19 protein-coding genes are annotated in these 23455 nt (G+C 48.6%); 9 read left to right on the plus strand and 10 right to left on the minus strand.

What is annotated here, in order from left to right; all coding sequences use genetic code 11:
* Positions 1-4: 4 nt before the first annotated feature.
* Positions 5-1351 carry an NAD(P)/FAD-dependent oxidoreductase gene (locus L0Y31_RS04360; RefSeq protein WP_234735915.1) on the minus strand — a complete coding sequence of 449 codons (1347 nt, stop codon included), beginning with the start codon at positions 1349-1351 and terminating at the stop codon, positions 5-7.
* Positions 1352-1623: 272 nt separating this feature from the next.
* On the opposite strand from L0Y31_RS04360, the gene L0Y31_RS04365 reads away from it, so the two are divergent.
* The 4 genes from L0Y31_RS04365 to L0Y31_RS04380 all read left to right on the plus strand — a co-directional run bounded on the left by L0Y31_RS04365 (position 1624) and on the right by L0Y31_RS04380 (position 8375).
* Positions 1624-4002 (plus strand): TonB-dependent receptor, encoded by a 2379-nt coding sequence (locus L0Y31_RS04365; RefSeq protein WP_234737116.1) that lies wholly within the window; start codon positions 1624-1626, stop codon positions 4000-4002.
* 5 nt (positions 4003-4007) lie between these two features.
* Positions 4008-4925 carry a DUF4249 domain-containing protein gene (locus L0Y31_RS04370; protein ID WP_234735916.1) on the plus strand — a complete coding sequence of 306 codons (918 nt, stop codon included), beginning with the start codon at positions 4008-4010 and terminating at the stop codon, positions 4923-4925.
* 115 nt (positions 4926-5040) lie between these two features.
* Positions 5041-7482, plus strand: a complete 2442-nt coding sequence (locus L0Y31_RS04375) for a TonB-dependent receptor (protein ID WP_234735917.1) — start codon at positions 5041-5043, stop codon at positions 7480-7482.
* Between the two features lie 2 nt (positions 7483-7484).
* Entirely contained in the window at positions 7485-8375 is an 891-nt protein-coding gene (locus L0Y31_RS04380) for a DUF4249 domain-containing protein (RefSeq protein ID WP_234735918.1), read from the plus strand.
* Between the two features lie 102 nt (positions 8376-8477).
* Here L0Y31_RS04380 and L0Y31_RS04385 read toward each other — a convergent pair whose 3' ends face one another.
* Positions 8478-9581, minus strand: coding sequence for a chorismate mutase (locus L0Y31_RS04385; protein ID WP_234735919.1), 1104 nt, complete (start codon positions 9579-9581; stop codon positions 8478-8480).
* A 307-nt stretch (positions 9582-9888) separates the two neighbouring features.
* Here L0Y31_RS04385 and L0Y31_RS04390 point away from each other — a divergent pair, with 307 nt between their 5' ends.
* The 3 genes from L0Y31_RS04390 (at position 9889) to L0Y31_RS04400 (ending at position 13277) form a co-directional block, all read left to right on the plus strand.
* Positions 9889-11115, plus strand: coding sequence for a proline dehydrogenase family protein (locus L0Y31_RS04390; protein ID WP_234735920.1), 1227 nt, complete (start codon positions 9889-9891; stop codon positions 11113-11115).
* Positions 11116-11228: 113 nt separating this feature from the next.
* Entirely contained in the window at positions 11229-12014 is a 786-nt protein-coding gene (locus L0Y31_RS04395; RefSeq protein ID WP_234735921.1) for a lipoprotein signal peptidase, read from the plus strand.
* 81 nt (positions 12015-12095) lie between these two features.
* Positions 12096-13277, plus strand: a complete 1182-nt coding sequence (locus tag L0Y31_RS04400; protein ID WP_234735922.1) for a DUF748 domain-containing protein — start codon at positions 12096-12098, stop codon at positions 13275-13277.
* Positions 13278-13318: 41 nt separating this feature from the next.
* Here the strand turns inward: L0Y31_RS04400 and L0Y31_RS04405 are convergent, their stop codons facing one another.
* Positions 13319-14560 (minus strand): DUF2264 domain-containing protein, encoded by a 1242-nt coding sequence (locus L0Y31_RS04405; RefSeq protein WP_234735923.1) that lies wholly within the window; start codon positions 14558-14560, stop codon positions 13319-13321.
* 172 nt (positions 14561-14732) lie between these two features.
* On the opposite strand from L0Y31_RS04405, the gene L0Y31_RS04410 reads away from it, so the two are divergent.
* Positions 14733-15884 carry a hypothetical protein gene (locus L0Y31_RS04410; RefSeq protein WP_234735924.1) on the plus strand — a complete coding sequence of 384 codons (1152 nt, stop codon included), beginning with the start codon at positions 14733-14735 and terminating at the stop codon, positions 15882-15884.
* 78 nt (positions 15885-15962) lie between these two features.
* Here the strand turns inward: L0Y31_RS04410 and L0Y31_RS04415 are convergent, their stop codons facing one another.
* From L0Y31_RS04415 to L0Y31_RS04445, 7 genes are all read right to left on the minus strand, one after another.
* Positions 15963-16478 carry a dihydrofolate reductase family protein gene (locus L0Y31_RS04415; RefSeq protein ID WP_234735925.1) on the minus strand — a complete coding sequence of 172 codons (516 nt, stop codon included), beginning with the start codon at positions 16476-16478 and terminating at the stop codon, positions 15963-15965.
* A 66-nt stretch (positions 16479-16544) separates the two neighbouring features.
* Positions 16545-17378, minus strand: a complete 834-nt coding sequence (locus L0Y31_RS04420) for a helix-turn-helix domain-containing protein (protein WP_234735926.1) — start codon at positions 17376-17378, stop codon at positions 16545-16547.
* Between the two features lie 484 nt (positions 17379-17862).
* Complete coding sequence (locus tag L0Y31_RS04425) at positions 17863-18207, minus strand: hypothetical protein (protein ID WP_234735927.1); 345 nt, start codon at positions 18205-18207, stop codon at positions 17863-17865.
* Positions 18208-18242: 35 nt separating this feature from the next.
* The gene (locus L0Y31_RS04430; RefSeq protein ID WP_234735928.1) at positions 18243-18569 is read right to left on the minus strand and encodes a hypothetical protein; all 327 of its coding nucleotides are present in this window, start codon (positions 18567-18569) and stop codon (positions 18243-18245) included.
* 140 nt (positions 18570-18709) lie between these two features.
* Complete coding sequence (locus tag L0Y31_RS04435) at positions 18710-19291, minus strand: hypothetical protein (RefSeq protein WP_234735929.1); 582 nt, start codon at positions 19289-19291, stop codon at positions 18710-18712.
* Between the two features lie 248 nt (positions 19292-19539).
* Positions 19540-21258, minus strand: a complete 1719-nt coding sequence (locus L0Y31_RS04440; RefSeq protein WP_234735930.1) for a GMC oxidoreductase — start codon at positions 21256-21258, stop codon at positions 19540-19542.
* 91 nt (positions 21259-21349) lie between these two features.
* A complete protein-coding gene (locus L0Y31_RS04445; RefSeq protein ID WP_234735931.1) occupies positions 21350-21940 on the minus strand; it encodes a gluconate 2-dehydrogenase subunit 3 family protein in 591 nt (196 codons plus the stop codon).
* A 354-nt stretch (positions 21941-22294) separates the two neighbouring features.
* On the opposite strand from L0Y31_RS04445, the gene L0Y31_RS04450 reads away from it, so the two are divergent.
* Complete coding sequence (locus tag L0Y31_RS04450; protein ID WP_234735932.1) at positions 22295-23446, plus strand: sigma-54-dependent transcriptional regulator; 1152 nt, start codon at positions 22295-22297, stop codon at positions 23444-23446.
* Positions 23447-23455 lie beyond the last annotated feature (9 nt).

Here is a 23455-nt window from a genome sequence, read left to right on the forward strand (position 1 = left end):
ACGGTCAGGACATTTCATTCTTTTCTACAAATTCTTGAGCAGCCTTATCCTCTTTTCGCACAAACGGTCGAATAATCAGGCGCGTGCCTCGTTCGTACGTGAAAAGTCGGTAAATCCAGTTACTCAACACAATGAGTTTGCTCCGGAAACCGATCAGGTAATAGATGTGTACGAAAAGCCAGATTACCCAGGCAAAGAAACCGCTTAGGTGCATTTTTCCCGGTAAATCGGCCACGGCCCGGCTACGGCCAATAATCGCTAATGAACCTTTATCGAAGTATTCAAACGGCTCCATTTTTTCGCCTCTGAACTGCCGACGCAGGTTTTTCGCTAAATGCTGGCCCTGCTGAATGGCGGGTTGGGCAACGCCTGGATGACCGTTCGGGTACTTTTCGGTTTTCATGAAGGCAATGTCACCAATGGCGTAGATATCACTGTATCCCTGTACCTGATTAAATTCATTGACGGGCAAGCGTCCACCCCGGGCAACAATTTCGGGGGGCAAGCCCTCAATCAGCGAACCGGTTACGCCAGCCGCCCACACCAGTGTTTGCGAAGGAATTTGCTCGCCGCCCTTAAAGGTAACGATTTCACCGTCGTAGGACTCCACCAGCGTTTTCAGCTTGATGTTAACGCCCATGTCCGCCAAATATTGGTGGGTTTTTTCGCTGGCTTCCGGCGACATAGGCGGCAGCACTCGGTCCAGCCCTTCGACCAGATAAATATTCATCTGGCTAAAATCCAGACCCGGATAATCGCCCGGCAGTACGTGTTTGCGCATTTCGGCCAGTGAACCCGCCAATTCTACACCCGTTGGACCAGCGCCGACAATGACGAAATTCAGCAAACTTTGCCGTGTGGCCGGATCTTTCGTGATGCTGGCCTGCTCGAATGACTGCAAAAACTGGCTCCGCAGGTTCAGCGCCTCAGGAATGGTCTTCAGCGGGAAAGCGTATTTTTGAATCTGCTGATTCCCGAAATAATTGGGTTTTGTACCCGTTGCTATAATCAGATGATCGTACTGAAGATCACCAATCAGCGTCTGAACGGTTTTGGCGGCTGGATTTACGCCCGTGACCCGAACAAGCCGAAAATGAAAATCTTCGTAATCTTCATCGAAGAGTTTCCGTAGCGGCTCGGCAATGGCGTCAGGCTCCAGGCCCGCCGTTGCAACCTGATAAAGCAGTGGCCAAAATCCGTGGTAATTTTGCTTATCAAACATAACTACCTGAAAATCTTTACCACTCAGTTTTTTCGCCAGATTGATGCCACCAAATCCACCACCGATAATGACCACGCGGGGCTTGGTTGTCTCCGGCACATTTAGGGAAAGTTTATCAAATTTTAGCATGACCGTCAGTTCTTTTACTAGAATACGTTAACCCTAGTATTGAGTAGTTACCTGATTTCGCTCATTTTGTTTATTAATTATAGGCTAATGGCTCCTAAACGCGAATAGTTGTAGCTTTATTCCTTTACAAATTCCAACGGTTTGGATTATTCAGGCATCTTTTATCAGTAATTTAGCCCGCATTTTACAGCACCCACCTCATGAACAAATTTTTCTTCGCCACCCTTCTTCTACTTTCAGGCTCTCTGATGGCGCAAAATGTACCTGATAGTATGCAGAAAACGCGGGCGGGTGGTTTACGTAGCAAAGGCTCCGTAGCCACAGTGAGCGGCTACGTGCGGGAGCAAGGCAGCCGCGAAGCATTGATTGGCGTTTCAGTCTACCAGCCAAATACTACCCTGGGGACGAACACCAATACCTACGGCTTTTTTTCGCTCACCTTGCCGCTTCAGGACAGTCTACGGCTGGCTTTCTCGTTTGTGGGCTACGAAACAGAATACCGAACGATCAATCTGCAAAAAGACACTGAATTAAACATTCTGATCAAACCGGGCCAGACGCTGAAGGAAGTCATTGTCACGGGTACTGCTACCGAGGATAAGGTTAGCGAAAGTCCGCAGATGAGTAAAATAGATATTCCGGTGAGCCAGATCAAAAAAATACCGGCTTTTCTAGGCGAAAAAGATGTACTCAAAGTGCTGCAATTGATGCCGGGCATTCAGAAAGGGTCGGAAGGCAACACGGGTATTTACGTGCGCGGCGGTGGCCCCGACCAGAATCTAATTATTCTGGATGATGCCATTGTGTATAATGCCAATCACCTTTTCGGCTTTTTTTCGGTTTTTAACGGCGATGCCCTTAAGAGCGTCGAGCTAACCAAAGGCGGCTTTCCGGCGCGGTACGGAGGCCGTTTGTCGTCGGTTATTGAAATGAACATGAAGGAAGGAAGCAAAGAAAAGCTGCACGGCGAAGGCGGCATTGGACTCATTGCCTCCCGACTGACGCTCGAAGGACCCATTCAGAAAGAAAAATCCTCGTTTTTGATCTCGGCCCGCCGCACCTACCTGGATCTGGTGAGCCGACCGCTCATTAAAGCCCAGACTGACGGTAATACTGTAGCTGGCTATTACTTTTATGACCTGAACGCCAAAATGAATTACAGCCTCGGAAAACGGGATCAATTGTATTTAAGCGGCTACTTCGGGCAAGACAAGTTTTACAACAGGGAAGACGAAGGCAACGAAGCCTTTGATACCAGCCTCGACTGGGGAAACGCCACGGCTACACTCCGTTGGAACCACCTGTTTTCCCAGAAACTATTCTCAAATACTTCCCTGATTTTCAGCAATTATCGCTTTGGAATTTCCAGCGAAGAACGGGGCGAAACTAGCCAGGGCGGAGACCAGACTTACTCACTCAAATACAACTCGGGCATTCGGGATTTTTCGCTCAAAACGGACTTTGATTATTACCCGTCCCCCCGCCATTCGTTGCGCTTCGGGCTACAAACCATCCAGCACCGGTTTACGCCCAGCGCCATTGTGGTCCGGGATTCGGATATTGGGCGATTTACGCGTGATGTCGAAGCCATTGACGTTCTGGAATCGGGTATTTATATCGAAGACACCTGGAAACCGACCAGCCGACTACGCTTCAACGGCGGTTTTCGCCTGAGCCACTTCGTGCACAAAGAGGTTAACTACATACGTCCGGAGCCCCGCCTTTCGGGCGCCTTCATCCTCAAACCGGACTTTTCGTTCAAGGCGTCTTACGCGCTGATGAATCAGTATGTCCACCTGCTATCGAACACGGGAATTGGCCTACCAACCGACCTTTGGGTGCCCACCACCGACCGCATTAAGCCCCAGCAATCGCAGCAGGTAGCCGCCGGATTCGCTAAGGACTTCAGCAAAAAAGGCCTAACGCTCACCATCGAAGGGTATTACAAAACGATGGACAACATCATCAATTACCGCGAAGGAGCCAGCTTTTTGTTCTTCGACGACCCTACGTCGGCCAATCAGGTGCGGTGGGAAGACAACGTTACCAGCGGGAAAGGCTGGTCGTACGGAGCCGAATTTTTGTTACAGAAAAAAGTAGGCCGTTTTTCGGGCTGGGCGGGCTACACTTTGTCCTGGACACAATGGCAATTTGCGGACCTGAACTTTGGCCGGAAATTTTATCCGCGCTACGACCGCCGACACGATATTTCACTGGTTGGTATTTATGAATTAAGTCCGCGCATTACGTTGTCAGGAACCTGGGTCTATGGAACGGGCCAGGCGCTTACGATTCCGCTGGCCACCTACGTGGCGCATCCCCACGAGCCGAATCGTTTGGTTCCGTCCATCAATATTGGCAATCCAAGTCAATTTTTTGAGTACGGTCGAAAAGCGTATGAATACGGGGGGAAGAATAGTTTCCGGGCTGAATCCTACCACCGCATGGACCTGTCCCTTCAGTTTCACAAGAAGAAAAAGCGCCACGAGCGCACCTGGGAATTCAGCGTTTACAACCTCTACAACCGTCGTAATCCTTTCTATTACAATCTGGGGCCGAGAGATAGCGGCAGCAATTCGAGAATAACCGTGCTTAAGCGGTATTCAGTCTTTCCCGTTGTTCCGTCGGTGAGTTACAATTTTAAATTTTAAGTCGTATGCGTTTCCAATCGTTTTTTCTCTTTATTCTTAGCATCGGCTTTTTTACTTCCTGCGATAACCTGGTTCAGGAGGTAGATTCCGATCTAGTACCCCAAATCGGCGAGAAAGTAGTTGTTCACTGTTATATTTCGCCGCAAGATAGCCTGTTGATTGCCCTGGTTTCGCTCTCACGTCCGGTTTTAGGCGCTGATCCTCCGTATTCGTACGGCACCAAGCCGGTTGTTCCGGGCGCTCTGGTGACGTTAACCGATGGCGAGCGCTCCGTTGTCCTGTCCTTCGACGAGCAAGCCCAGCGTTACAGTGCGCTAGCAAAATCGTTTCCGATCCAGACGGGCAAAAATTACCGGTTACAAGTCAATCTAAATAACCAGCAAGTTACGTCCTCCTGTACCGTTCCGGCCCAAGTTCCGCTTTCGGCTGTCCGGGTCGATTCGGTAGAGCAGTTGGTAGGGCCTAATTCGAAGCGGTGGCAGTATCAAATCAGGATGGATTGGCAGGACCCCGCCGGAACGCGCAATTTTTACCGCACGGCTGGAACCTATGCTTACAAAATTCTGGAATCCATCACACCCAGCCGCTTAGAAGAAACCCTGCTCAACGGCCCCATACAGTTTAACCGTAGCGAAGCATTTATCACTGATCTGAAACAGGATGGACAGCTTCTCACTTCGCCAAAAGGTGATTTTGCCATACAAACTGCTGGCGGACGCTTTCCAATTCGTCCCCTGCAAATAATGGCCAGCCTGCTGCACACGGATGCCAATTATTACAATTATCATTTAGCGATTGAACGCCGGGAGGATACCAGTGGCAACCCGTTTGCCGAGCCTGTTCTGATTCCGTCCAACATTGACGGGGGACTAGGTTGTTTCGGGGCTTATAATAGGTCACAAAAAACGGTTCTTATCCCGTGATAGGCCTTTTCTACCCAACAACAAATTAGTATACTTCAATGCACAAACACTAACCCTTAATAAGTTATGACGTTGCCAATTAGGATTTAACCGGGAAAGTCTCTTTCTTTCCGGTATGAAGCTGGCGGTTACAATAAGTTTATTTTTATCCTTACTCTTCTTTAATACTCTAGCACAAAATACCCATAAAATTAGTGGGTATGTTTATAAGCAGGGAAGTCGGGAAGCACTAAGCGACATCAATGTATATGCAGCAGAAAAACGGGTAGGAACTACGACGAATGCCGATGGGTATTTTTCTTTATCTCATCCGGCACAAGATAGCCTGCTTTTAACGTTTTCGGCTGTTGGTTACCAGACAGTAACCCAGTTGGTTTCTTTGAAGAAATCCGTGACACTTACGGTTTATTTGCCCGTTGGCCAGTTGCTTCGGGAAGTGGTGGTGCATGGCTCTTCCAAAAACAACACCAGCCTTCAGCAAATGAGCCGTATTGAAGTTCCCATTACGAAAGTAAGGCAGATCCCGGCGCTTCTGGGCGAGAAAGATGTGCTGAAGGTGCTTCAATTGCTCCCCGGCGTTCAGAAAGGTTCCGAAGGCAATGCTGGCATTTACGTCCGTGGCGGCGGCCCCGACCAGAACTTAATTCTCCTCGACGACGCTGTTGTTTATAATCCAAGTCACTTATTAGGCTTCTTTTCGGCCTTTAATGGCGATGCTCTCGAAAAAGTATCGCTCACCAAAGGGGGCTTTCCCGCTCGTTTTGGCGGTCGGCTTTCGTCGGTGATCGAAGCGCAGATGAAAGAAGGAAGCCGCGACAGTTTACACGGCGAAGCCGGAATTGGACTGATTTCCTCGCGGCTAACGCTGGAAGGGCCGCTCTGGCGTCCTAAATCTGATGTTCCAGCCTCTTCTTTTCTGGTATCGGGCCGACGGACTTACTTTGACGTTGTTTCCCGCCCTTTTCTGAAATCCCCCGAAACTGGCGAAAGTCCAGCCCGCTCCTATTTTTACGACCTGAATGCCAAGCTGAGCTTTCACCTCAACGCCAACAATAAATTAACCTGGAGCGGCTTTTTTGGCCAGGATCGGTTCTATAACCAGCGCGAATCGAACGACACCGAATTGGATGCCTCTATCGCCTGGAGCAATGCGACGAGTTCGCTGCGTTGGGAACACCGCTTTTCGGAACGTTTCTCGTCCAACTTGTCGCTGTTGTTTAGTCAGTACAAACTGGATGTATCCAACGAAGAAATTCTGGACAACAACGCCAACGAGCCTCCTTTTCAGCTCCGCTACCAGTCTGGCATCCGCGATTTTTCGCTGAAATACGCTCTGAATCTAGTTCATAACGAAAAGCTGCAATCCCGTTTTGGCTTTCAGAGTACGCACCACCGTTTTACACCAAGCGCCGTTGTGGAACAGGGTAACCTCCAGGGTTCTGTTTTGCCTTCATCGTCGATTGAAGCCATTGAGTCGGGGGTATATTTTGAGGAAACCTGGCAGCCCGTGGCGCGTTGGCAGCTAAATGGCGGTCTAAGGCTTAGTCATTATTTGGTTCTCAACGAGGACGATGCCAAAAACAGTCAATCGACCCAGTATCTTCGGCCAGAGCCTCGTTTCTCGACCACCTACTGGCTTCCCAAAAGTTGGGCGCTCAAGGCTTCGTATGCGCTGATGAATCAATACGTTCACCTGCTTTCCAATACGGGAGTAGGCCTGCCCGTTGACCTCTGGCTACCGTCTACAAGCTACATCAAGCCGCAGCAGTCACAACAATTTGTGTTTGGCTTGGCCAAAGATTTAAATCAGGCGGGTATTTTGTCGGGTACTACGCTAACGCTGGAAGGATACTACAAAGAGATGAAAAACATCCTGAGTTATGCCGAAGGAGCCAGCTTTCTCTCTCCCGACGAAACCGTTCCTAATTCATCCAGGCAATGGGAGGCCATCAGCACGGCGGGGCGGGGTCGTTCTTACGGCGGTGAAGCTCTGTTACAGAAAGAAAATGGACGCTTATCGGGCTGGATCGGTTATACACTCTCGTGGACTATCTGGCAATTTCCGGAGCTAAACGGAGGCCGTCCTTTTTATCCGCGCTACGACCGTCGACACGATATTTCGGTGGTTGGTATTTATAAACTCAGACCCAGAATCACGCTTTCAGCTACCTGGGTATACGGTACGGGCAACGCACTCATTTTACCGATCTCACGGTTTTCAGGTTACGAAAGTCGGCCACCAGTCGTTCGTGAAAATCCCTCCCCGCTGGAAATACTTTTTGGCCCGGGCACTAACGCCAAGGTCTACAGCGAACGCAATACATTTCGGGCCGAACCTTACCACCGGATGGACGTAAGCCTACGGTTCTACAAGCGCAAACGCCGCCACGAACGCACCTGGGAAATCAGCGCATACAACGCTTATAACCGCAGAAATGCATTTTATTACTCCGTAGAAGGTAAACTCGACAGGCAGGATCGGCATTCCAGATCGGTCCTGTATCGTTATTCTGTGTTCCCGATTGTGCCTTCCGTTAGTTACAGCATAAAGTTCTGATTATGAATGTAAGCAGGTTATTTTTTATTCTAGCCCTATTTCTGGTTTCCTGCGAGGATCTCAAGCAGGAGGTAAATCTAGACGGCTTTTCAGACCAGACGCCCCGTTTAGCCGTCGCCTGTTTTATTTCCCCACAGGACAGCGTCATTGCGGCCAAAGTAGTTCGAACCCGTTCTGTTTTTGATGATGAATCGTTGAGTTCGCTGGATATAACGGATGCAACGGTAAAGTTAACCAGCAGTGCCAAAACAGTCACCTTACCGTATGATGGCCGACGCGGTTATTACCGAATCAGTCCTCAACAGTTACCCATTTTGGCAGGACAAAGCTACACGTTAACGATTGAGACAAAAGATGGACAAAAAGCAGAAGCAAGCTGCACGGTGCCGCAGCCTGTAGCCCTGCAACGACTTGCTTTGGATTCGGTTAAAATGACCGAGGACGGTGTGGCCAAGAAGCGTTTTTTTGTGCGCTATTACTGGCAGGATGTAGCCGGGCAACCTAATTACTACCAACCGGAGGGCGTCTTTTCACCTCAATGCCCGACTTGTCAGCCAACAACCTACCCGGTCTATTTTTCTGCAAGCCGTCTTTTTTACACGGATCAGGATGGCAGCAAGTCGAACTTTGAATCCGCTCCTGGTTACCTAGGGCCAGCCGTACCCGAGGAGGCAACGCTGCTCGGCACGAATTACCAATCAGCTCTTATACGGGGTTCTCTCCTGCACGTTGATGAGAATTTTTACCGCTACCATGTCGCCCTCGACCAGCAGCGCCAGGCCGACAATAACCCTTTTGCCGAACCCGTTTTGATTCCCACTAACATCAAAGGTGGGCTGGGCTGCTTCGGTGCTTACAACCGTTCGACGGCTACGTTGACGGTCAGGCCTTAACCTGCGCCTTTTTTCAGGCATAAAAAAATCGAATATTGACCAGGCAGGAGGTTTATACCCATCACCTTGGTCAATATTCGATTGATTGCCTTACGCCTTTGGTTAAGCGTTCTGCGTATTGCTATTCATGAGTTCGGTCTGTTTCCGGATCGACTCCATGTGAATAATCTTGAAGATTTCTTCGACTAATTCAGGGTATAAGCCCATTTTCTTAGCCTGCTTAGAACGGCTTTCGTGCAGTTCTTTCCAACGATCAGGCTGGAAGATCGTTACGTTGTTTTCGCGCTTGTATTCGGCCAGTTTTTCAACCAACGCCATCCGAGCGGCCAGCATTTCAACCAGTTGCCGGTCAACGTTGTCGATGGTCGCGCGGATTTGCTCCAGTGCACCTTTGAACTCCACGTTGGACGATTCAACTTTCCGGATTTGCAATTGATCCAACATCTCTCCGAAATGCACGGGCGTTAGCTGCTGGGCAGCATCACTCCACGCATTGTCCGGGTCAATATGCGACTCAACGATCAAACCGTCGTAGTTCAAATCCATCGACATTTGAGACAGTTCCTGTAGGTAAGCCCGCTTACCTGCCATGTGGCTTGGATCGCCAATAACCGGCAAATTCGGGAACATATCTTTCAGTTCAATGGCTAGCTGCCACAAGGGAATGTTGCGGTATTTGCTGGTTTCTCCCGTCGAAAAGCCCCGGTGAATAGCGGCCAGTTTCGTGATACCGGCTCCGGCAATTCGCTCGAAAGCTCCAACCCAAAGTGCTAAATCCGGGTTAACAGGATTTTTGATCAGCACAGGAACGTCAACTCCACGCAGCGCATCCGCAATTTCCTGCACGTTAAACGGGTTAACAGTTGTCCGGGCACCTATCCACAAGATATCCACACCGTACTTCAGCGCCAGTTCAATATGCTCAGGTGTTGCAACCTCAACAGCTACCGGCAAGCCAGTTTCTGCTTTTGCCCGCTGAAGCCACGGAAGCGCCTTTTCGCCCTGGCCTTCAAAACTACCTGGCCGGGTACGAGGCTTCCATACACCTGCCCGTAGGACATGTACGGCATTCAGGCTCGCCAATTGGCGGGCGGTTTCAACCACTTGCTCCTCTGTTTCGGCGCTACAGGGGCCAGAAATAATCAGGGGTTTGCCATTCGTTTCGATCCAGCTATTCAGTGGCAGGACCTCTAAAGTGGGCTTCATAGACTACTAGATTCAGAATTATTCTAACATTTACTCTATTAATACTATCGGGAACTTTTGTGCCTATTTTTTTGGTATAAAAAAGAGGAAAGTCACTGTTTATCAGCTAAATTTGCCTCCCCGAATTGCACTTATAACAAACGACTCAAAAAACAAGTTTATGTATCGTCTGTTCGGTATTCCAAAAAGTATTGATAACTTTCGACTGCCAGGCTGAAACGCCGGATTACCGGTAAGTCTGACAGCTTTTGGAATACAGAAATCGGTACAAAAGACAGTAACTATGTCAAACCGAAGCACATCTTCTATGCTTACGTCCACTCAACGGGCCTCTGGTGTAAAGCCCATTTCTTTTGAGGACACGTCTATTGCCTTTGCTTCCCAATCCGACAGGAAACTTCGTAAAACATTCTGGCTTTTTGCGTTGATGAATAAAGGATGGCTTGTAAAGGTAGGGACTTTTTTTATCAAAATAGCTCTACGACTTCAACTCCCTATAAAAAAGCTCATTAAAGGTACTATTTTCGAGCAATTTTGTGGGGGCGAAACGATTCGGGATTGCGAGAAGACAATTCAGACCCTGCATACTGCCCACATCGGAACCATCCTGGATTATTCGGTTGAAGGTGAGGAAAACGAAAAAAGCTTCGACGATACAGTACAGGAAATTCTGCGGACTATTGAGCGCGCCAGCGAATCAACCGATATACCGTTCTCTGTTTTCAAGGTAACGGGTCTGGCTACGACGGATTTACTGGAAAAGGTGCAGAATGGGGCTTCATTAACCGATCAGGAACAAACCGCTTACGAGCGTCTGCGCCAGCGCGTTGACCAGCTTTGCCGCCGGGCTTACGAACGCAACGTCCGCATTTTCTTCGACGCCGAAGAAAGCTGGATTCAGGATACCATCGACCAGTTATCCTACGAAATGATGGATCGCTACAACCATGACCGATGCATTGTTTACAATACCTTTCAGTTGTATCGCTGGGAAAGTCTCGATCACTTGAAAAAAGAAACCGAGGTTGCCCGGAAAAAAGGCTATTTGCTGGGAGCTAAACTGGTGCGGGGGGCTTATATTGAGAAAGAGCGCCTGCGGGCTCACGAAGAAGAATACCAGGATCCAATTCACCTGACTAAGGAAGACACGGACCGTGATTTCAATCTGGCCATTGATTTCTGCCTGGAAAACCGCACTATTGTCTCGATCTGTTTGGGTACGCACAATGAATACAGCTGTCAGTACTGCGTGCAGCGGATGGAGGAATTGGGAATTGCTCCCGGCGACTCGCACATTTGGTTTGCCCAGTTGCTGGGCATGAGCGACAATATTTCGTTCAATCTGGCGAGTGCGGGTTATAACGTAGCGAAATATGTTCCTTACGGGCCGGTTGAGTCGGTTATGCCGTATCTGTTCCGCCGGGCTGAGGAAAACAAATCGATTGCCGGTCAAAGCAGTCGCGAATATTTGTTGATAAAAGACGAATTACTCCGCCGGAAAGGGTGCTGCCTCGCGCCAGCGAATCAGGCTTGACAGCGGATAATTCTTGTGTATTCCATCGAATTGTTGGGCCGTTTAATTGGTCTGGGATAACTGACCGATTAGATAGTCCAATGGTTCGATGATTTTTTTTATTTTTGCGAATTATGATCAAGAAAAGCCCATTAAAATATTTACTGTTGTGCATTGCATTAATTGCGCTGGACCAGGCTGTGAAGTTGTTAGTGCATTTTAATATGGAATTAGGCTTTCCGGGTCAAATTCGGTTAGTGGGCGATTGGTTAAAACTGCATTACGTTCTGAATCCTGGAATGGCCTTTGGCATGCAGCTAGGTCATGAATACGGCAAATTAATGCTGAGTGTCTTTCGGCTGCTGGCCATGGGCGGTATCGGCTGGTACCTTGTTCATCTGGCGCGGCGCGGCGCTCCCGACGGACTTTTGTGGGCCATGTCTATGATTTTGGCCGGTGCCGTTGGTAATGTCATCGACAGCACTTTTTATGGCGTTTTTCTTGATAATGCGCCTTTTGGCGCGCCTACTCCTTGGTTCCATGGCCAAGTTATCGACATGGTCTTTGTCGATATTTGGGAAGGCTTTATCCCAGAATGGGTACCAGTATGGGGTGGTCAGTATTACTCAACCCCGATTTTCAATATCGCCGACTCCTGCATTTTCGTGGGTGTTTGTATTATTCTGTTTTTCCAACGCAGATTCTTCCATGATCAGTCGGAAGAAGAAGGGCTGCTACCGGAAGACCCCTCACAGGGCGAAGCGGCTGTTTTACCGACGTCTGACATGGATAACGAATTTCCTGAAGCAGGGCAGTCCAACAACACAAGCAGTACGGATCCTCACACGGTTGCTCATACCGATTCCGAGGAGAAGCGGGCACCTCGTCCAGGCTCATCGGATGCAACGCCCCTTAGCTGAATTCTAACTCTTTAGCTCGTAAAAAATAACCCTTCTGCGCTTTTCGCGTTTAGTAGGCAGCACTAAACACTTGTGTTTGCCTTGAAACGTTCTGTAAAAATTATTCTGGCTTTTGCTGTCCTGCTGATCATCGCTCGTCTACTACTGCCCTATTTTGTGAAGCAGTATGTGAATAAGATGCTCGCTGACATGGGCGCTTATACGGGTCGAATTGAAGATGTTAACATTGCGTTGATTCGTGGTGCCTATCAGATCAAAGACCTTCGCATCCGGAAAATCAACGGAAAAATTAAAGAACCTTTCATTTATATTCCTACTACCGAGCTCTCGGTAGAATGGCCCGCTCTACTAAAAGGCGCTCTAGTTGGCGAAGTAGAATTTTACCGGCCTGAGTTGAATTTTGCCTTTAGTAATGACGAGGAAACCAGCCAAACGGGTAAAGAAGTTGATTGGACGGAATTGGTAAAAGACATCATGCCCATCAAAATCAACCGTTTAGCGGTTTACAACGGGAAACTGGATTTACTCAATCTGTTTCAGGTCTCTGACACGAATTTATCCCTGCAAAACTTTGAGGCGGAGATCAAGAACATCCGAAATGTAGACGACAAGCAATCCAAACTTCCCTCGCCTGTGGTTGCTTCGGGCGACGTACCCGGCTGGGGCGGCATCATGAAGCTCAACGCCGACATGAATATCCTGAAACAGTTACCGGATTTCAATTATAACCTGAGTTTTGATAAACTTCAGCTCACCAAACTAAATTCGTTAGCGCGCGAATACGGCAATATAGACTTTGAGGCAGGAACCATAAGTGTTTATAGCGAGATGGTTATGTTGGATGGGAAATTGGTGGGATACCTCAAACCCCTCACGAAGGGGATGAAGATCTTTAAGCTGAAAGAAGAAGGCGAGAAGCGAAGCGTTGGCCGATTCTTTACCGAGCTACTGGCCGAGGGGGGCGCTGAAGTCCTGGAAAATCAAAAGCGCGATCAGGTGGCTACCCGCATTCCGCTGGAAGGCCATGTTAACAACGTTAAAACCAATTTTTGGCCAATTCTTTTTGGGGTCTTACGCAATGCTTATGTCAAAGCGTTCAACGAGGAATTTGATAACTCGGTGACCGTTAAAGACGCATTGAAAACCATTAAAAGCGACTTCAAGGCCAAACGCCAGGAGCGGAAAGCGGAACGAAAAGAGAAACGCGCCGAACGCAAAAAAGAGCGGCAACGCAAGCGGGAAGAGCGGAAAAAAGATAAGTGATCAGCCAGTTAGGTTTGTCCAACTGGCTGATGAGCCGTAATTTATCCTCTAATGGCATGATCAACTTTAATATCTTGCCCGGACCATATTTTTTTGGCTGTCCAGTCGGTAGCTGGGCCTGACCAGAATGTATCTGTAGCCGGAAGTCCCAGCGGCAGAAAAGCCACCGAACACAGATAAAGGCTACCCGTTGAAATATAGGTTTCGCCAATCGAAGGTTGGTGCCCGCAAAGGCCAATCTGGAGCCACCCCTGTTTGTCGAACGTTCCGGGTGCCTCCATCGTCCGACGGATGACAGCCGTCAAGGCGCTACGCACCTGACCGGCGGGAAGTTCGGCAGGGAGAAACTGCTGCAAACCTGCCTGCGCCAAGAGCTGAAATGCGCCGCAACGGTAAGCCAGCGACCGGCCAAAAGCCGCAAACGATCCATCCGTTCCGATCAAACGCTCCTGCACCTCGGCATAGCGGCGCGCACGGCGCAATATGGTTTCGTACAGGGCTTTATCAGATTTATTAGCTTCTACCAGGGTTTTTACTACATCCAGCAGCATCGGCTGAATGACGTAGCTGTTGTAATTATCCCAGTGAAAGTCAGGCCCATCCCCGTAAATTCCATCTCCTTTATACCAGGCAAGGTGTTGTTTGATGGCATAATCCATGCGCATTTCGTCGCCATATCCCGTAAATCTCAAAAGAGCCGCTTCAACCATGGCGCTGAATAACAACCAGTTGCTATAACCAGGCTTGATCACTCGGGTTGCTTCTAAAGCGCGAATTACGTTGGTTTGAGCCGTTTTATCGAGTCCTCCCCAAAGCTGCTTTGGCGAACGCAGTAGACCATGCGCCAGGAAGGCTGCATCTACCAGCGGTTGGCCCCCTTGCGAAAAATTCAGGTAGTCCGGCGACTGTGGATTAACGGCATTGGCAATGGCCTTCTGCGTCAGCAATAAATATTTTTTTCGGAGTTTTCCTTCTTCAGTTTCATCCGGTGCAAGTTCCAGCCAGGGCGCTAAACCCGCTACCGTCCGGCCTATTGCCTCTAGATGAGATACTTTTTTGCGCCCTTCCTCCTGCCCTTTAACGGACTCAACGGGCATGGTTGTTTTCAAACGACCTTCCGATAAGGCAACTACCACAGGGTCGGCGACTTTTAGTAGCATACGCAACCAGTAAGCCCGGTCATCGGCAGCGGGCGCCGGCGTGGTCGGCGGCGCGGCGATACCAGATAGCGTCGAAAAAAAAGGGAAAGTTGATAAAAGTCCAGTAAAGTAACGACGGTTCATAAGTGGGTCAAAAACAGGTCTGGCAAGTCAGCAATTTACAATGACTAAATCCGACTCCGGCAAAATTCTACTTTAAAAATTTAGGGAAGGCATAGGGGGAAACCAGAACTCGGTAGTCTTAAAGACGAATCGCGATAGTCAGACTGATCTTTTATCTTAAAATAACGAACCAATGAAACGCATTTTATACATCCTTGGCATTAGCTTTCTTTACAGCGTAACAAGCCTGGCCCAATCTACGTCGCCCGAAACGAAGCAGGAGCTGAACGCAGCCCGCCAGGATCGCTACCCAAAACGATTTGTACAGGTAGGGTTCATCTATCCATTGAGCACGAACGGCCTGGAAAACAACAAAGTAAGCAACAACTTATCGTTCAATTTACTCGGTGGTTATTCGGCGGCGCTGGACGGAGCCGAGTTTGGTGGACTGGTTAATCTGGAGAAAGATTACGTCCATGGCGTTCAGTTTGCCGGTATCCTCAACGCAGTCGGCGCGGAAGTCGACGGTGCCCAGTTCGCCGGGATTGCCAATGTGGTGGGCGGGCCCGTGTTTGGCCCTCAGTTCGCGGGGGTTGCCAATGTAGTAGGCAAAACAGTTATTGGGCCACAATTTGCCGGGATTACCAACGTAGCGGGCGAAAACACAACAGGTGCCCAGGTAGCTGGCATTGCAAACGTCGTCGAAAAGAACACCAAAGGCGTTCAGATTGCCGGGATTACCAATATTGCCGAATCGGTTGATGGTGCCCAAATCGCTGGAATTCTTAACGTTGCCGAGCGCGTGAAAGGCGTTCAGATTGGTTTAATCAATATTGCGAAAAAGGTAGACGGTACCCAAATTGGCCTGCTCAGTCTTTCGCAGGATGGATACAAACGATTTGAAATCTGGGGCAGCGACGTGCTACACGGAAATGTCGGTTTTAAAATGGGTGGTAACAAGAAGTTCTACAACATCTTCACCGTGGGGGCTACCTGGCCAACCGATAACAAAAATCGTTGGGGTTATGGCTATGGTCTTGGAACAAATCAGCCGCTGGGTAAGCGCAACCAGATTAGCATCGAAGCCATTGCGTACCAGATTCACGAACAGGGCACTTCGTGGGATTACCTGAATATGCTAAACCAGGCGCGAGTTAGTTTTATCTTCCCGCTTGTAAACCGGTTTGCGCTTACGGTAACACCCACCTTTAATGTTCAGGTAACCACGCTGAAAACTGGCGAAGGCATTGGTACTTCCTGGGTGAAATACGATGTGTACGACCAGACCTTTGGCAATACCCGCGTCCGGATGTGGCCCGGACTAAACGTCGGTTTACAATTTTGATACGCTAAGCATTTATTGGCCAAAAGGTTATGCCATTTGGCCAATAAATATAATTACGAATCAATCTAGCAATGCTCCCTAAGATTCCGCTACGTAATGCAATTCTACCAAACCCGGTTCATACGATTTGCATTCGACAAATTGCCAGTAGTGCCGATTGTGAGTCGGCTGAAACAGCGGAATTCCATTGCCTAATAAGATCGGGTGGACAAACACCTGTAGCTCATCAATCAAGCCCGCTTCCAGCAAGGTGGCATTGATTTGCCCGCCGCCAACCAAGAAAATATCCTTACCTTCCTGTTGCTTCAACGCTTGAACAAACGCCACAATGTCACCCGACACAAAGTCAACTTCGGGTTTTTCCGGGTGGTTTGTCTGACGCGTAAAAACGTAGTTTTTCAATCCTTTGTACGGAAACTCCCCGAAACCCTGACTTAACTTGTAGGTTTCGTTTCCCATCAAGGTGGTATCAATGGTTTTAAGGAAAGCATCGTAGCCGAAGTCTCCCTCCGTAAACAGCCAATCGATTTCACCATTTGGACCAGCAATGTAGTTATCCAGACTTGTAGCAATAAACAATTTTACCTTTCTCATAATTGCAGATTTTGGGACAAACATACGGCTGCCTCAGATCGGAAAATTGTATAAAAGTTACCTTCATCAGGCTGTGTTTTCCCGAATAAAACAAGGATCGGTCTGGTCTACATCGCCCGCCAAGACACGATTTCGATACGTTCCAGGCGTTAGATTAGTCAGCGATTTGAAGAGATGGTTGAGGTGCGCCTGATCAAAGAAGCGGTGATGATAAGCTAGTTCCGTAAGTGACTGCTGCGGATTCCGGGCCAGATCGGTAGCAACTTCGTTGAGTAGCCGAAGGTGCAAAAACCGCCCTGGCGAGATGCCAATGTATTTTTTGAAGGCAACGGTCAGCGATTTAGGTGTCCGTCGCAACTTAGCTGCCAGCTCCCGAATGATTCCATCGTGCCACGGTCGGTTTTGCAGGTAAGCAACAGCGTAGGGAATATAAGCGGGCACGTCTTTACTGGCTAAGTGCTTTATCAGAAACTGCTCTACGCCAGCTAGTTTGTCATCTGCACTCACTAAATCACGCACAAAATCGGTTGTTTCCGCAATGGATTGCCGAAAGATAGTAGGGCCATCCACAACCTGGTTCGTTAGCTCCGAAGCGGGTATGTTAGTCAGAGAATACAGCGCCCATGGTTTCAAAAAAACGCCAAATGTTTCGTGCCTGCCCTGGGTAGTAGAGCGTTGCGGACGCGTATAGATACCGTTCAGCCAACTTTCTTTATTTATTATAAGCGTCTGGTCATGAACGTCGGTGACGGCAAACTGCTCCGAAAAATTAAACATTAATTCATGCCGCATCACAGGCAAACCCAGATCCTGCTGATTGAATTCATCACCTGAAACGTGCCACAGCTGGTCAATAAACGGGCGTAGAATTGCGGGAGGATTGCGAAAAATTAATTCCATGGTAGTTGAAGACGCTTATCTGGCCAACAACGTTCCATCACGAAAGGTTTTTGGGTCTATATTTTGAATAAGCTCTTATTTTACAGACAATTAAGGACTAGCTATTCAGCGAATAAGACAGATTTATTCGCTGAATAGGCTTACAAAATTGTTAAAATTGTGTCATCATTCCGGCCAGAAGAGCGGCCATTACCAGGAGCAAAACTCGATAAAGCGTCATTTTAGAGAGGAGAAGTTTCATCATTGGGCTATTGGTTATAAGTTATGTACGCTAATCCAGGATAGATTTATAATCACCAACAAACCGACGGCTATCGTCATATATTCTTTTAAGCAACTAATAAAACCGCATACTTTCAAATTTTTCCTAAATATTCGATAAACAGTATGGAAAAACGCTAAATATCCATGCTAACCTGGTGGACGCAAATAAAAAAAGCCACGGCTTAGCCATGGCTCCTCTACCAAAATTCTATGTCTCAACTTAGTTTCCGGTTTTCTTAGGCTGTGGGGCGCGGCTACTGGTGCTTCCCTTAGTATCTTGTCCGCTTCCGGTTTGTCCTGTTTTGGTTGTTCCCGTTTGCAGGTTACTGTTTCCGGCCCGACTGTGACCCGACTTCATTTTGCCGCTTCCTTTGCCTTCCTGGCTAGAACCGGAGCTGTAGGCAGGAGATGGATGGTCTTTCCGGTATGTTTTAACCGGAACTGACTTATCGTCGCTATCCGATTTTTTTGTTTGATTGGCCGGCTGTTGGGCCGTTGTTTGTGCTATTGTTTCCAGCGTGATACCGGCTGCCAGTATCATCGTCATTATCCATGCTTTTTTCATAACGTTTTCTTGCGACTATTCTTTACTGTTTGCTTCTATCTACGTAATGTATCAACGCTCGTTGCACCACCTCTGCGCAGGGAGTCGGGACGGAGACGCCGCTGCTCGTTGGCAGGCCGCCGGTCGTCAATGGGTTCATTTGCGGGCCGACCGTCATTAATCTGCTCACGACGTTGGCGTTGCTTCAAACCGGGGTCTTTCAGCATCTTTTTGTCCTGAATCGCTTTTTTGTCCTGCGCACTCCCCCGCGTTTCTGTGGTTGAGGTCGATTGATTCATGGTTGGCTGCTGATTCTGCGCAGTTGCCGATAAACTAACGCCAAGTCCCACAGCCAGGATACCTATATATTTGTATAATTTCATCGCACCAGATTTTTATTTATTGGAGAAGCCTATGAAAAAAAGAAGCAGACACTGCGTAGCGTCTGCTTCTCTACAAAATAAGTAAGGCAATCGTCTAGACTATGATTTATGCTTACAAAATCAGGATCTAGCTATTTCTCTTAGTTATTCCGCGTTGTATCGCTACTCATCGAGCCAGTCGTGTTATTCCGATTCTGACGGTTTTTGCGATCCTTCTTGTTCATTTTCTGGTTTCTATCCATGGTTCCAGTTGTACCTGTTGTACCCATAGTACTTCCTGTACCCGTGGTTGTACCTGTACCCATAGTGCTTCCTGTACCCGTAGTCTGCGGCGTCTGGATGGTAGTCCGATCAGTAGCCCGGTTTTCACGGCCCTGCTGATTTTGCATCGTACCCGACTGGTTAGTTGTACCGGTTTGTGTTTGTGGGTACGTTGTTGAACCAGTGCTTGTCTGAGTTCCTAGATTCGTATTTGACTGCGGATATGTAGTCGAGTTCGTATTTGTACTGCCCGTTACACCCTGCTGGGTTGTTCCCTGGGTTTGTGGCTGTTGCGTACGTGGATCAGTCGTTGACTGTGTATTGGATTGCTGATATGACGATGATCCACTATTCGTCCCTGTTGTCGAACCAGTGCTGGTTCCTGTCGGTGTTGTTTGCGCTTGCGATTCTAAAGTAGCAATCCCCACTAACATCGCTCCAAGCATTATTACCTTTTTCATCGTTGAGTTTATTTTGAAGGTTGTTATTAAACATTTGGTTATTTAATCACCTGTCAGATAATCTAACGATCCCCAGACAAACATGGTTCATTATTATTGAGCGAACGGGATCAATGTATTATCATATCGCAAAATACGAAAGTACAATATTGCCCTTCTCTAATGGTGGCAGTAAAGCAAAATGACCAAGTGATTCCGTGGCTGGAAAGCACTTGGTCATCTTTATTAATTATCTAAAATTCAGCTAATTACAGCGTCTTTTTCTTTAATTCTTTCACCGCAAAATCAGCTGCCCGAGCCGTTAAAGCCATGTAAGTAAGCGATGGATTAACGCAAGAAGCAGAGGTCATTGCAGCGCCATCCGTCACGAATACATTTTTTACAGCATGTAGCTGGTTGTTAGCATTCAGAACAGATGTTTTCGGATCGCGGCCCATCCGGGCAGTACCCATTTCGTGGATACCAATACCGAGGTGCTTCGACTCATCGTTATACGCGTGAACATCTTTTACACCGGCAGCTTCGAGCATCTCAGCGGCATCGTTCATCATATCAATCCGCATTTTACGCTCATTTTCGCCGTAAGCCGCATCAAATACAATAACGGGTAGTCCCCACTTATCCTTTTCAGTTGGGTGCAGGGTCATTCGGTTGTTTGAGTTCGGTAATACTTCACCAAATCCACCCAATCCCATCGTCCACTCGCCCGGTTTTGTTAGTTCTTCTTTGAACGCCGCTCCGAAGCCTTCGATGCCGTTACCCCGGCCCCAACCGCCCCGGCCCGCGCCACCTTGGTAGCCAAAGCCACGCAGGTAATCACGCTTGTCACCAGCCCAGTTCCGGTAGCGAGGAACGTAAACCCCGTTTGCCCGACGACCGTAGTAGTATTTATCTTCCATGCCTTCCCAACGGCCCGACGCGCCAACAGCCAGGTGGTGGTCCATGATGTTACGCCCCAGTTGATCGCTGTCATTTCCCATACCGTTCGGGAAGCGCGCCGATTTTGAGTTCATCAAAATAGACGCACTAGCCAATGCCGAAGCATTCATGAAGATGATTTTAGCGAAATATTCGCGTACTTCTTTCGTATTCTGATCAATGACGCGTACGCCTGTGGCCTTCTGTGTTTTGTTATCGAACAATACTTCCGAAACAATCGAATCCGGGCGTAACGTCAACCGGCCTGTTTTCATGGCCGCAGGCAGCGTAGCCGACTGGGTGCTGAAATAGGCACCGTACGGACATCCTCGCATACACTGGTTCCGATACTGGCAGGCAGCCCGTCCCAACGCATAGTGAAAATCTTTCGGTGCGGTCAGGTGAGCAACCCGGCCCATAATCATCTTACGACCACCAAACTGTTTTTCCATCCGCGCTTTTACCTCCTTCTCCACGCAGTTGAACTGCATAGCGGGCAAAAACTGACCATCTGGCAATACACTCAAACCATCTTTAGACCCAGAGATCCCGGCAAATTTCTCCACATGGTCATACCAGGGCGCCAGGTCTTTGTAGCGAATAGGCCAATCTACACCAATTCCTTCTTTGGCATTGGCCAGAAAGTCTTCTTCGTTCAGTCGGTAGCTCTGCCGACCCCACATTAGCGACCGACCGCCAACATGGTAGCCCCGAATCCAGTCGAAGGGACGGGTTTCGAGGTAGGGATTTTCCTTATCGTTTTCAAAGTGGTGCCGCCACTCTTCGTTTACGGTGTAACCCGTACGCATGCCAGCCCAGTATTCCTCGGCGGCCTGGACCGTATTCCGGCCCCGGTGCGGAAACTCCCATGGATTTAGGGTAGCGGTTTTGTAGCCTTCAATATGCTTGATATCGCGACCCCGCTCCAGCATCAGCACTTTCAGGCCCTTTTCCGTTAATTCTTTGGCTGCCCAGCCCCCCGAAATGCCCGACCCAACCACAATGGCGTCGTAGGTCATTTCTTTTATGGCATCAATATTTAAGTTCATAGGTCAAATTATAAACGAATAATTTATCGTGAATAATGACTCGTCCTTTTTATAAGGCAGTCTTTATTCAATTGACTTAGTTTAGGTATAATTAAATCGCCCAGGCTTTTTGGCCAGGCGTCAGGGTTGTACAACCGTCGTAGCGACCCGGAACGGCGACGTATTCGAGGGCTTGCGTACAGCCAATCTCGGACGAAAAATAACCCAGCAACGTCAGGTCTTTCAGCATGTTGAAGAACGGAGTATAACGTTGACCGGCTGCGGCGGTGGCCATCTGCTTCCGCTGTTCGGCGGCTTCGGTTTGCAGCTTGGTCATAATATCAATCCGCTGTTTCTCATCCAGCGCAACAAATGTTTTTCCGTATGCGCTCTGGCTCAGCTCATTGGAATGGGCCAGACCATCCAGGAATCTTTTCTGATCGGGTTGCTTGTAGCATTCTCTCAGAATAACATCCATTATTTCATTCACTTTGGCCGCTTTGGCACCTGGCGTGTTTGTAGTTGGGATAATTACCTCGGCCATCTCAGCAACCTGAACGTCCTGGTCGGCGGTAAAAAACACGGGGGCACCGGAAGCCTCACGGGCTACCGCCGCCGCTTCAAGCCTGTTGGTCAGGGCAGGCAGCGCGATCGCGGTACCCATCATGGCAGCTACCCGCATCAAAGCATCTCTTCTGTTCATCTGGAAGGGGAGAAAGTAAAAACGGTTCTATTATCTAGCGGAATTATCCATAACAAATATATGAAATACGATTGGTATTTTATAGGAATAAGTAAGTAGATATGCGTAAAAACTAACTTATAGTACGCTTATTTGCCTCGTCCCACTGGATGCGCTTTTTCTACCGTCTGTTTCTGGTATCTTCCTTTTACTCTAAACGGTTTTCTGTTATTTTGACACATAAGTATTTTTGAAAAAAGTAAGTTTGAAGTTGCAACATGGCGATTCTTCCTATTAACTTCCCCCTGATTTTGTAATTCGGCAACCATGAACAATCGGAAGTTTTCCGGTTCGAAGCTCATCTCCTGATTTTGTATGGCCAAACTAATCATCGTCGATGATGAAATAAGCATCCGCGCTGCACTACGTGATATACTTGAGTATGAAGGCTATGAAGTCAACGAGGCCAAAGATGGCGAAGAAGGCTTGAACATGATTCTGAATAATGATTATGACGTAGCTTTATGCGACATTAAAATGCCTAAAATGGATGGACTTGAAGTCCTCCTAAAGGCAAGTGAAGCGGATAAGAGTACGCAGTTCATCATGATTTCGGCCTTCGGAAATGTTGAAAATGCCGTCGAAGCCACGAAACGGGGCGCTTTTGACTTTATCACTAAACCACCTGATCTAAACCGTCTGCTTGTGACCGTTCGCAACGCCATTGATCGGTCTATTCTGGTCCAGGAGACGAAAACGCTAAAGCGGCGTATTTATAAATTTAACGAGATTGTTGGCGAGTCTGAATCCATCCAGCGCGTTAAAAGTACCATCGACCGCGTGGCTCCCACCGAAGCCCGCGTACTCATTACGGGTGCCAACGGCTCGGGAAAGGAAATGGTAGCCAAACAAATTCACGAACGGGGAACGCGGGCCAACCGCCCTCTGGTCGAAGTCAACTGCGCGGCCATTCCCAGCGAACTAATTGAAAGCGAACTCTTTGGTCACGAACGAGGCGCCTTCACCGGCGCTTCTGCCCGGCGCATCGGTAAGTTTGAGCAAGCCGACGGCGGCACGCTTTTTCTGGACGAAATTGGCGATATGAGTCTATCGGCCCAGGCCAAAGTGTTGCGCGCATTGCAGGAAAACAAAATCACGCGGGTGGGCGGCGACAAAGAAATAAAAATCAACGTCCGGGTCATTGCCGCTACGAATAAAGATTTGCGGAAAGAAATTCAGGAAGGCATGTTTCGGGAAGATTTGTACCACCGTTTGAGCGTCATTCGGATTCACGTACCCGCGCTGGCCGAACGCCGCGAAGACATTCCCCTGTTGGCCGACAAGTTTTTGCAGGATATTGCCGAAGACTACAGCGCTCCCCCAAAGGAAATTTTACCCGACGCCATGCAGCTCCTGCAATCCCTGCCCTGGACGGGCAACGTGCGTGAGCTGCGCAACATGATTGAGCGTCTGGTGATTATGTGCGGCGATAAAATCACCCACCAGGATGTCGACCTGTATGCCTGACGCCAAGCC

This window comes from Tellurirhabdus bombi, from assembly GCF_021484805.1.
In the GTDB taxonomy this organism is placed as follows: Bacteria; Bacteroidota; Bacteroidia; order Cytophagales; family Spirosomataceae; genus Tellurirhabdus; species Tellurirhabdus bombi.

Bases quoted from the DNA above. Each gene is read 5' to 3' on its own strand.
- L0Y31_RS04360 (WP_234735915.1), bottom strand. From the start codon at position 1,351: ATGCTAAAATTTGATAAACTTTCCCTAAATGTGCCGGAGACAACCAAG.
- L0Y31_RS04365 (WP_234737116.1), top strand. From the start codon at position 1,624: ATGCAGAAAACGCGGGCGGGTGGTTTACGTAGCAAAGGCTCCGTAGCC.
- L0Y31_RS04370 (WP_234735916.1), top strand. From the start codon at position 4,008: ATGCGTTTCCAATCGTTTTTTCTCTTTATTCTTAGCATCGGCTTTTTT.
- L0Y31_RS04375 (WP_234735917.1), top strand. From the start codon at position 5,041: ATGAAGCTGGCGGTTACAATAAGTTTATTTTTATCCTTACTCTTCTTT.
- L0Y31_RS04380 (WP_234735918.1), top strand. From the start codon at position 7,485: ATGAATGTAAGCAGGTTATTTTTTATTCTAGCCCTATTTCTGGTTTCC.
- L0Y31_RS04385 (WP_234735919.1), bottom strand. From the start codon at position 9,581: ATGAAGCCCACTTTAGAGGTCCTGCCACTGAATAGCTGGATCGAAACG.
- L0Y31_RS04390 (WP_234735920.1), top strand. From the start codon at position 9,889: ATGCTTACGTCCACTCAACGGGCCTCTGGTGTAAAGCCCATTTCTTTT.
- L0Y31_RS04395 (WP_234735921.1), top strand. From the start codon at position 11,229: ATGATCAAGAAAAGCCCATTAAAATATTTACTGTTGTGCATTGCATTA.
- L0Y31_RS04405 (WP_234735923.1), bottom strand. From the start codon at position 14,560: ATGAACCGTCGTTACTTTACTGGACTTTTATCAACTTTCCCTTTTTTT.
- L0Y31_RS04410 (WP_234735924.1), top strand. From the start codon at position 14,733: ATGAAACGCATTTTATACATCCTTGGCATTAGCTTTCTTTACAGCGTA.
- L0Y31_RS04415 (WP_234735925.1), bottom strand. From the start codon at position 16,478: ATGAGAAAGGTAAAATTGTTTATTGCTACAAGTCTGGATAACTACATT.
- L0Y31_RS04420 (WP_234735926.1), bottom strand. From the start codon at position 17,378: ATGGAATTAATTTTTCGCAATCCTCCCGCAATTCTACGCCCGTTTATT.
- L0Y31_RS04425 (WP_234735927.1), bottom strand. From the start codon at position 18,207: ATGAAAAAAGCATGGATAATGACGATGATACTGGCAGCCGGTATCACG.
- L0Y31_RS04430 (WP_234735928.1), bottom strand. From the start codon at position 18,569: ATGAAATTATACAAATATATAGGTATCCTGGCTGTGGGACTTGGCGTT.
- L0Y31_RS04435 (WP_234735929.1), bottom strand. From the start codon at position 19,291: ATGAAAAAGGTAATAATGCTTGGAGCGATGTTAGTGGGGATTGCTACT.
- L0Y31_RS04440 (WP_234735930.1), bottom strand. From the start codon at position 21,258: ATGAACTTAAATATTGATGCCATAAAAGAAATGACCTACGACGCCATT.
- L0Y31_RS04445 (WP_234735931.1), bottom strand. From the start codon at position 21,940: ATGAACAGAAGAGATGCTTTGATGCGGGTAGCTGCCATGATGGGTACC.
- L0Y31_RS04450 (WP_234735932.1), top strand. From the start codon at position 22,295: ATGGCCAAACTAATCATCGTCGATGATGAAATAAGCATCCGCGCTGCA.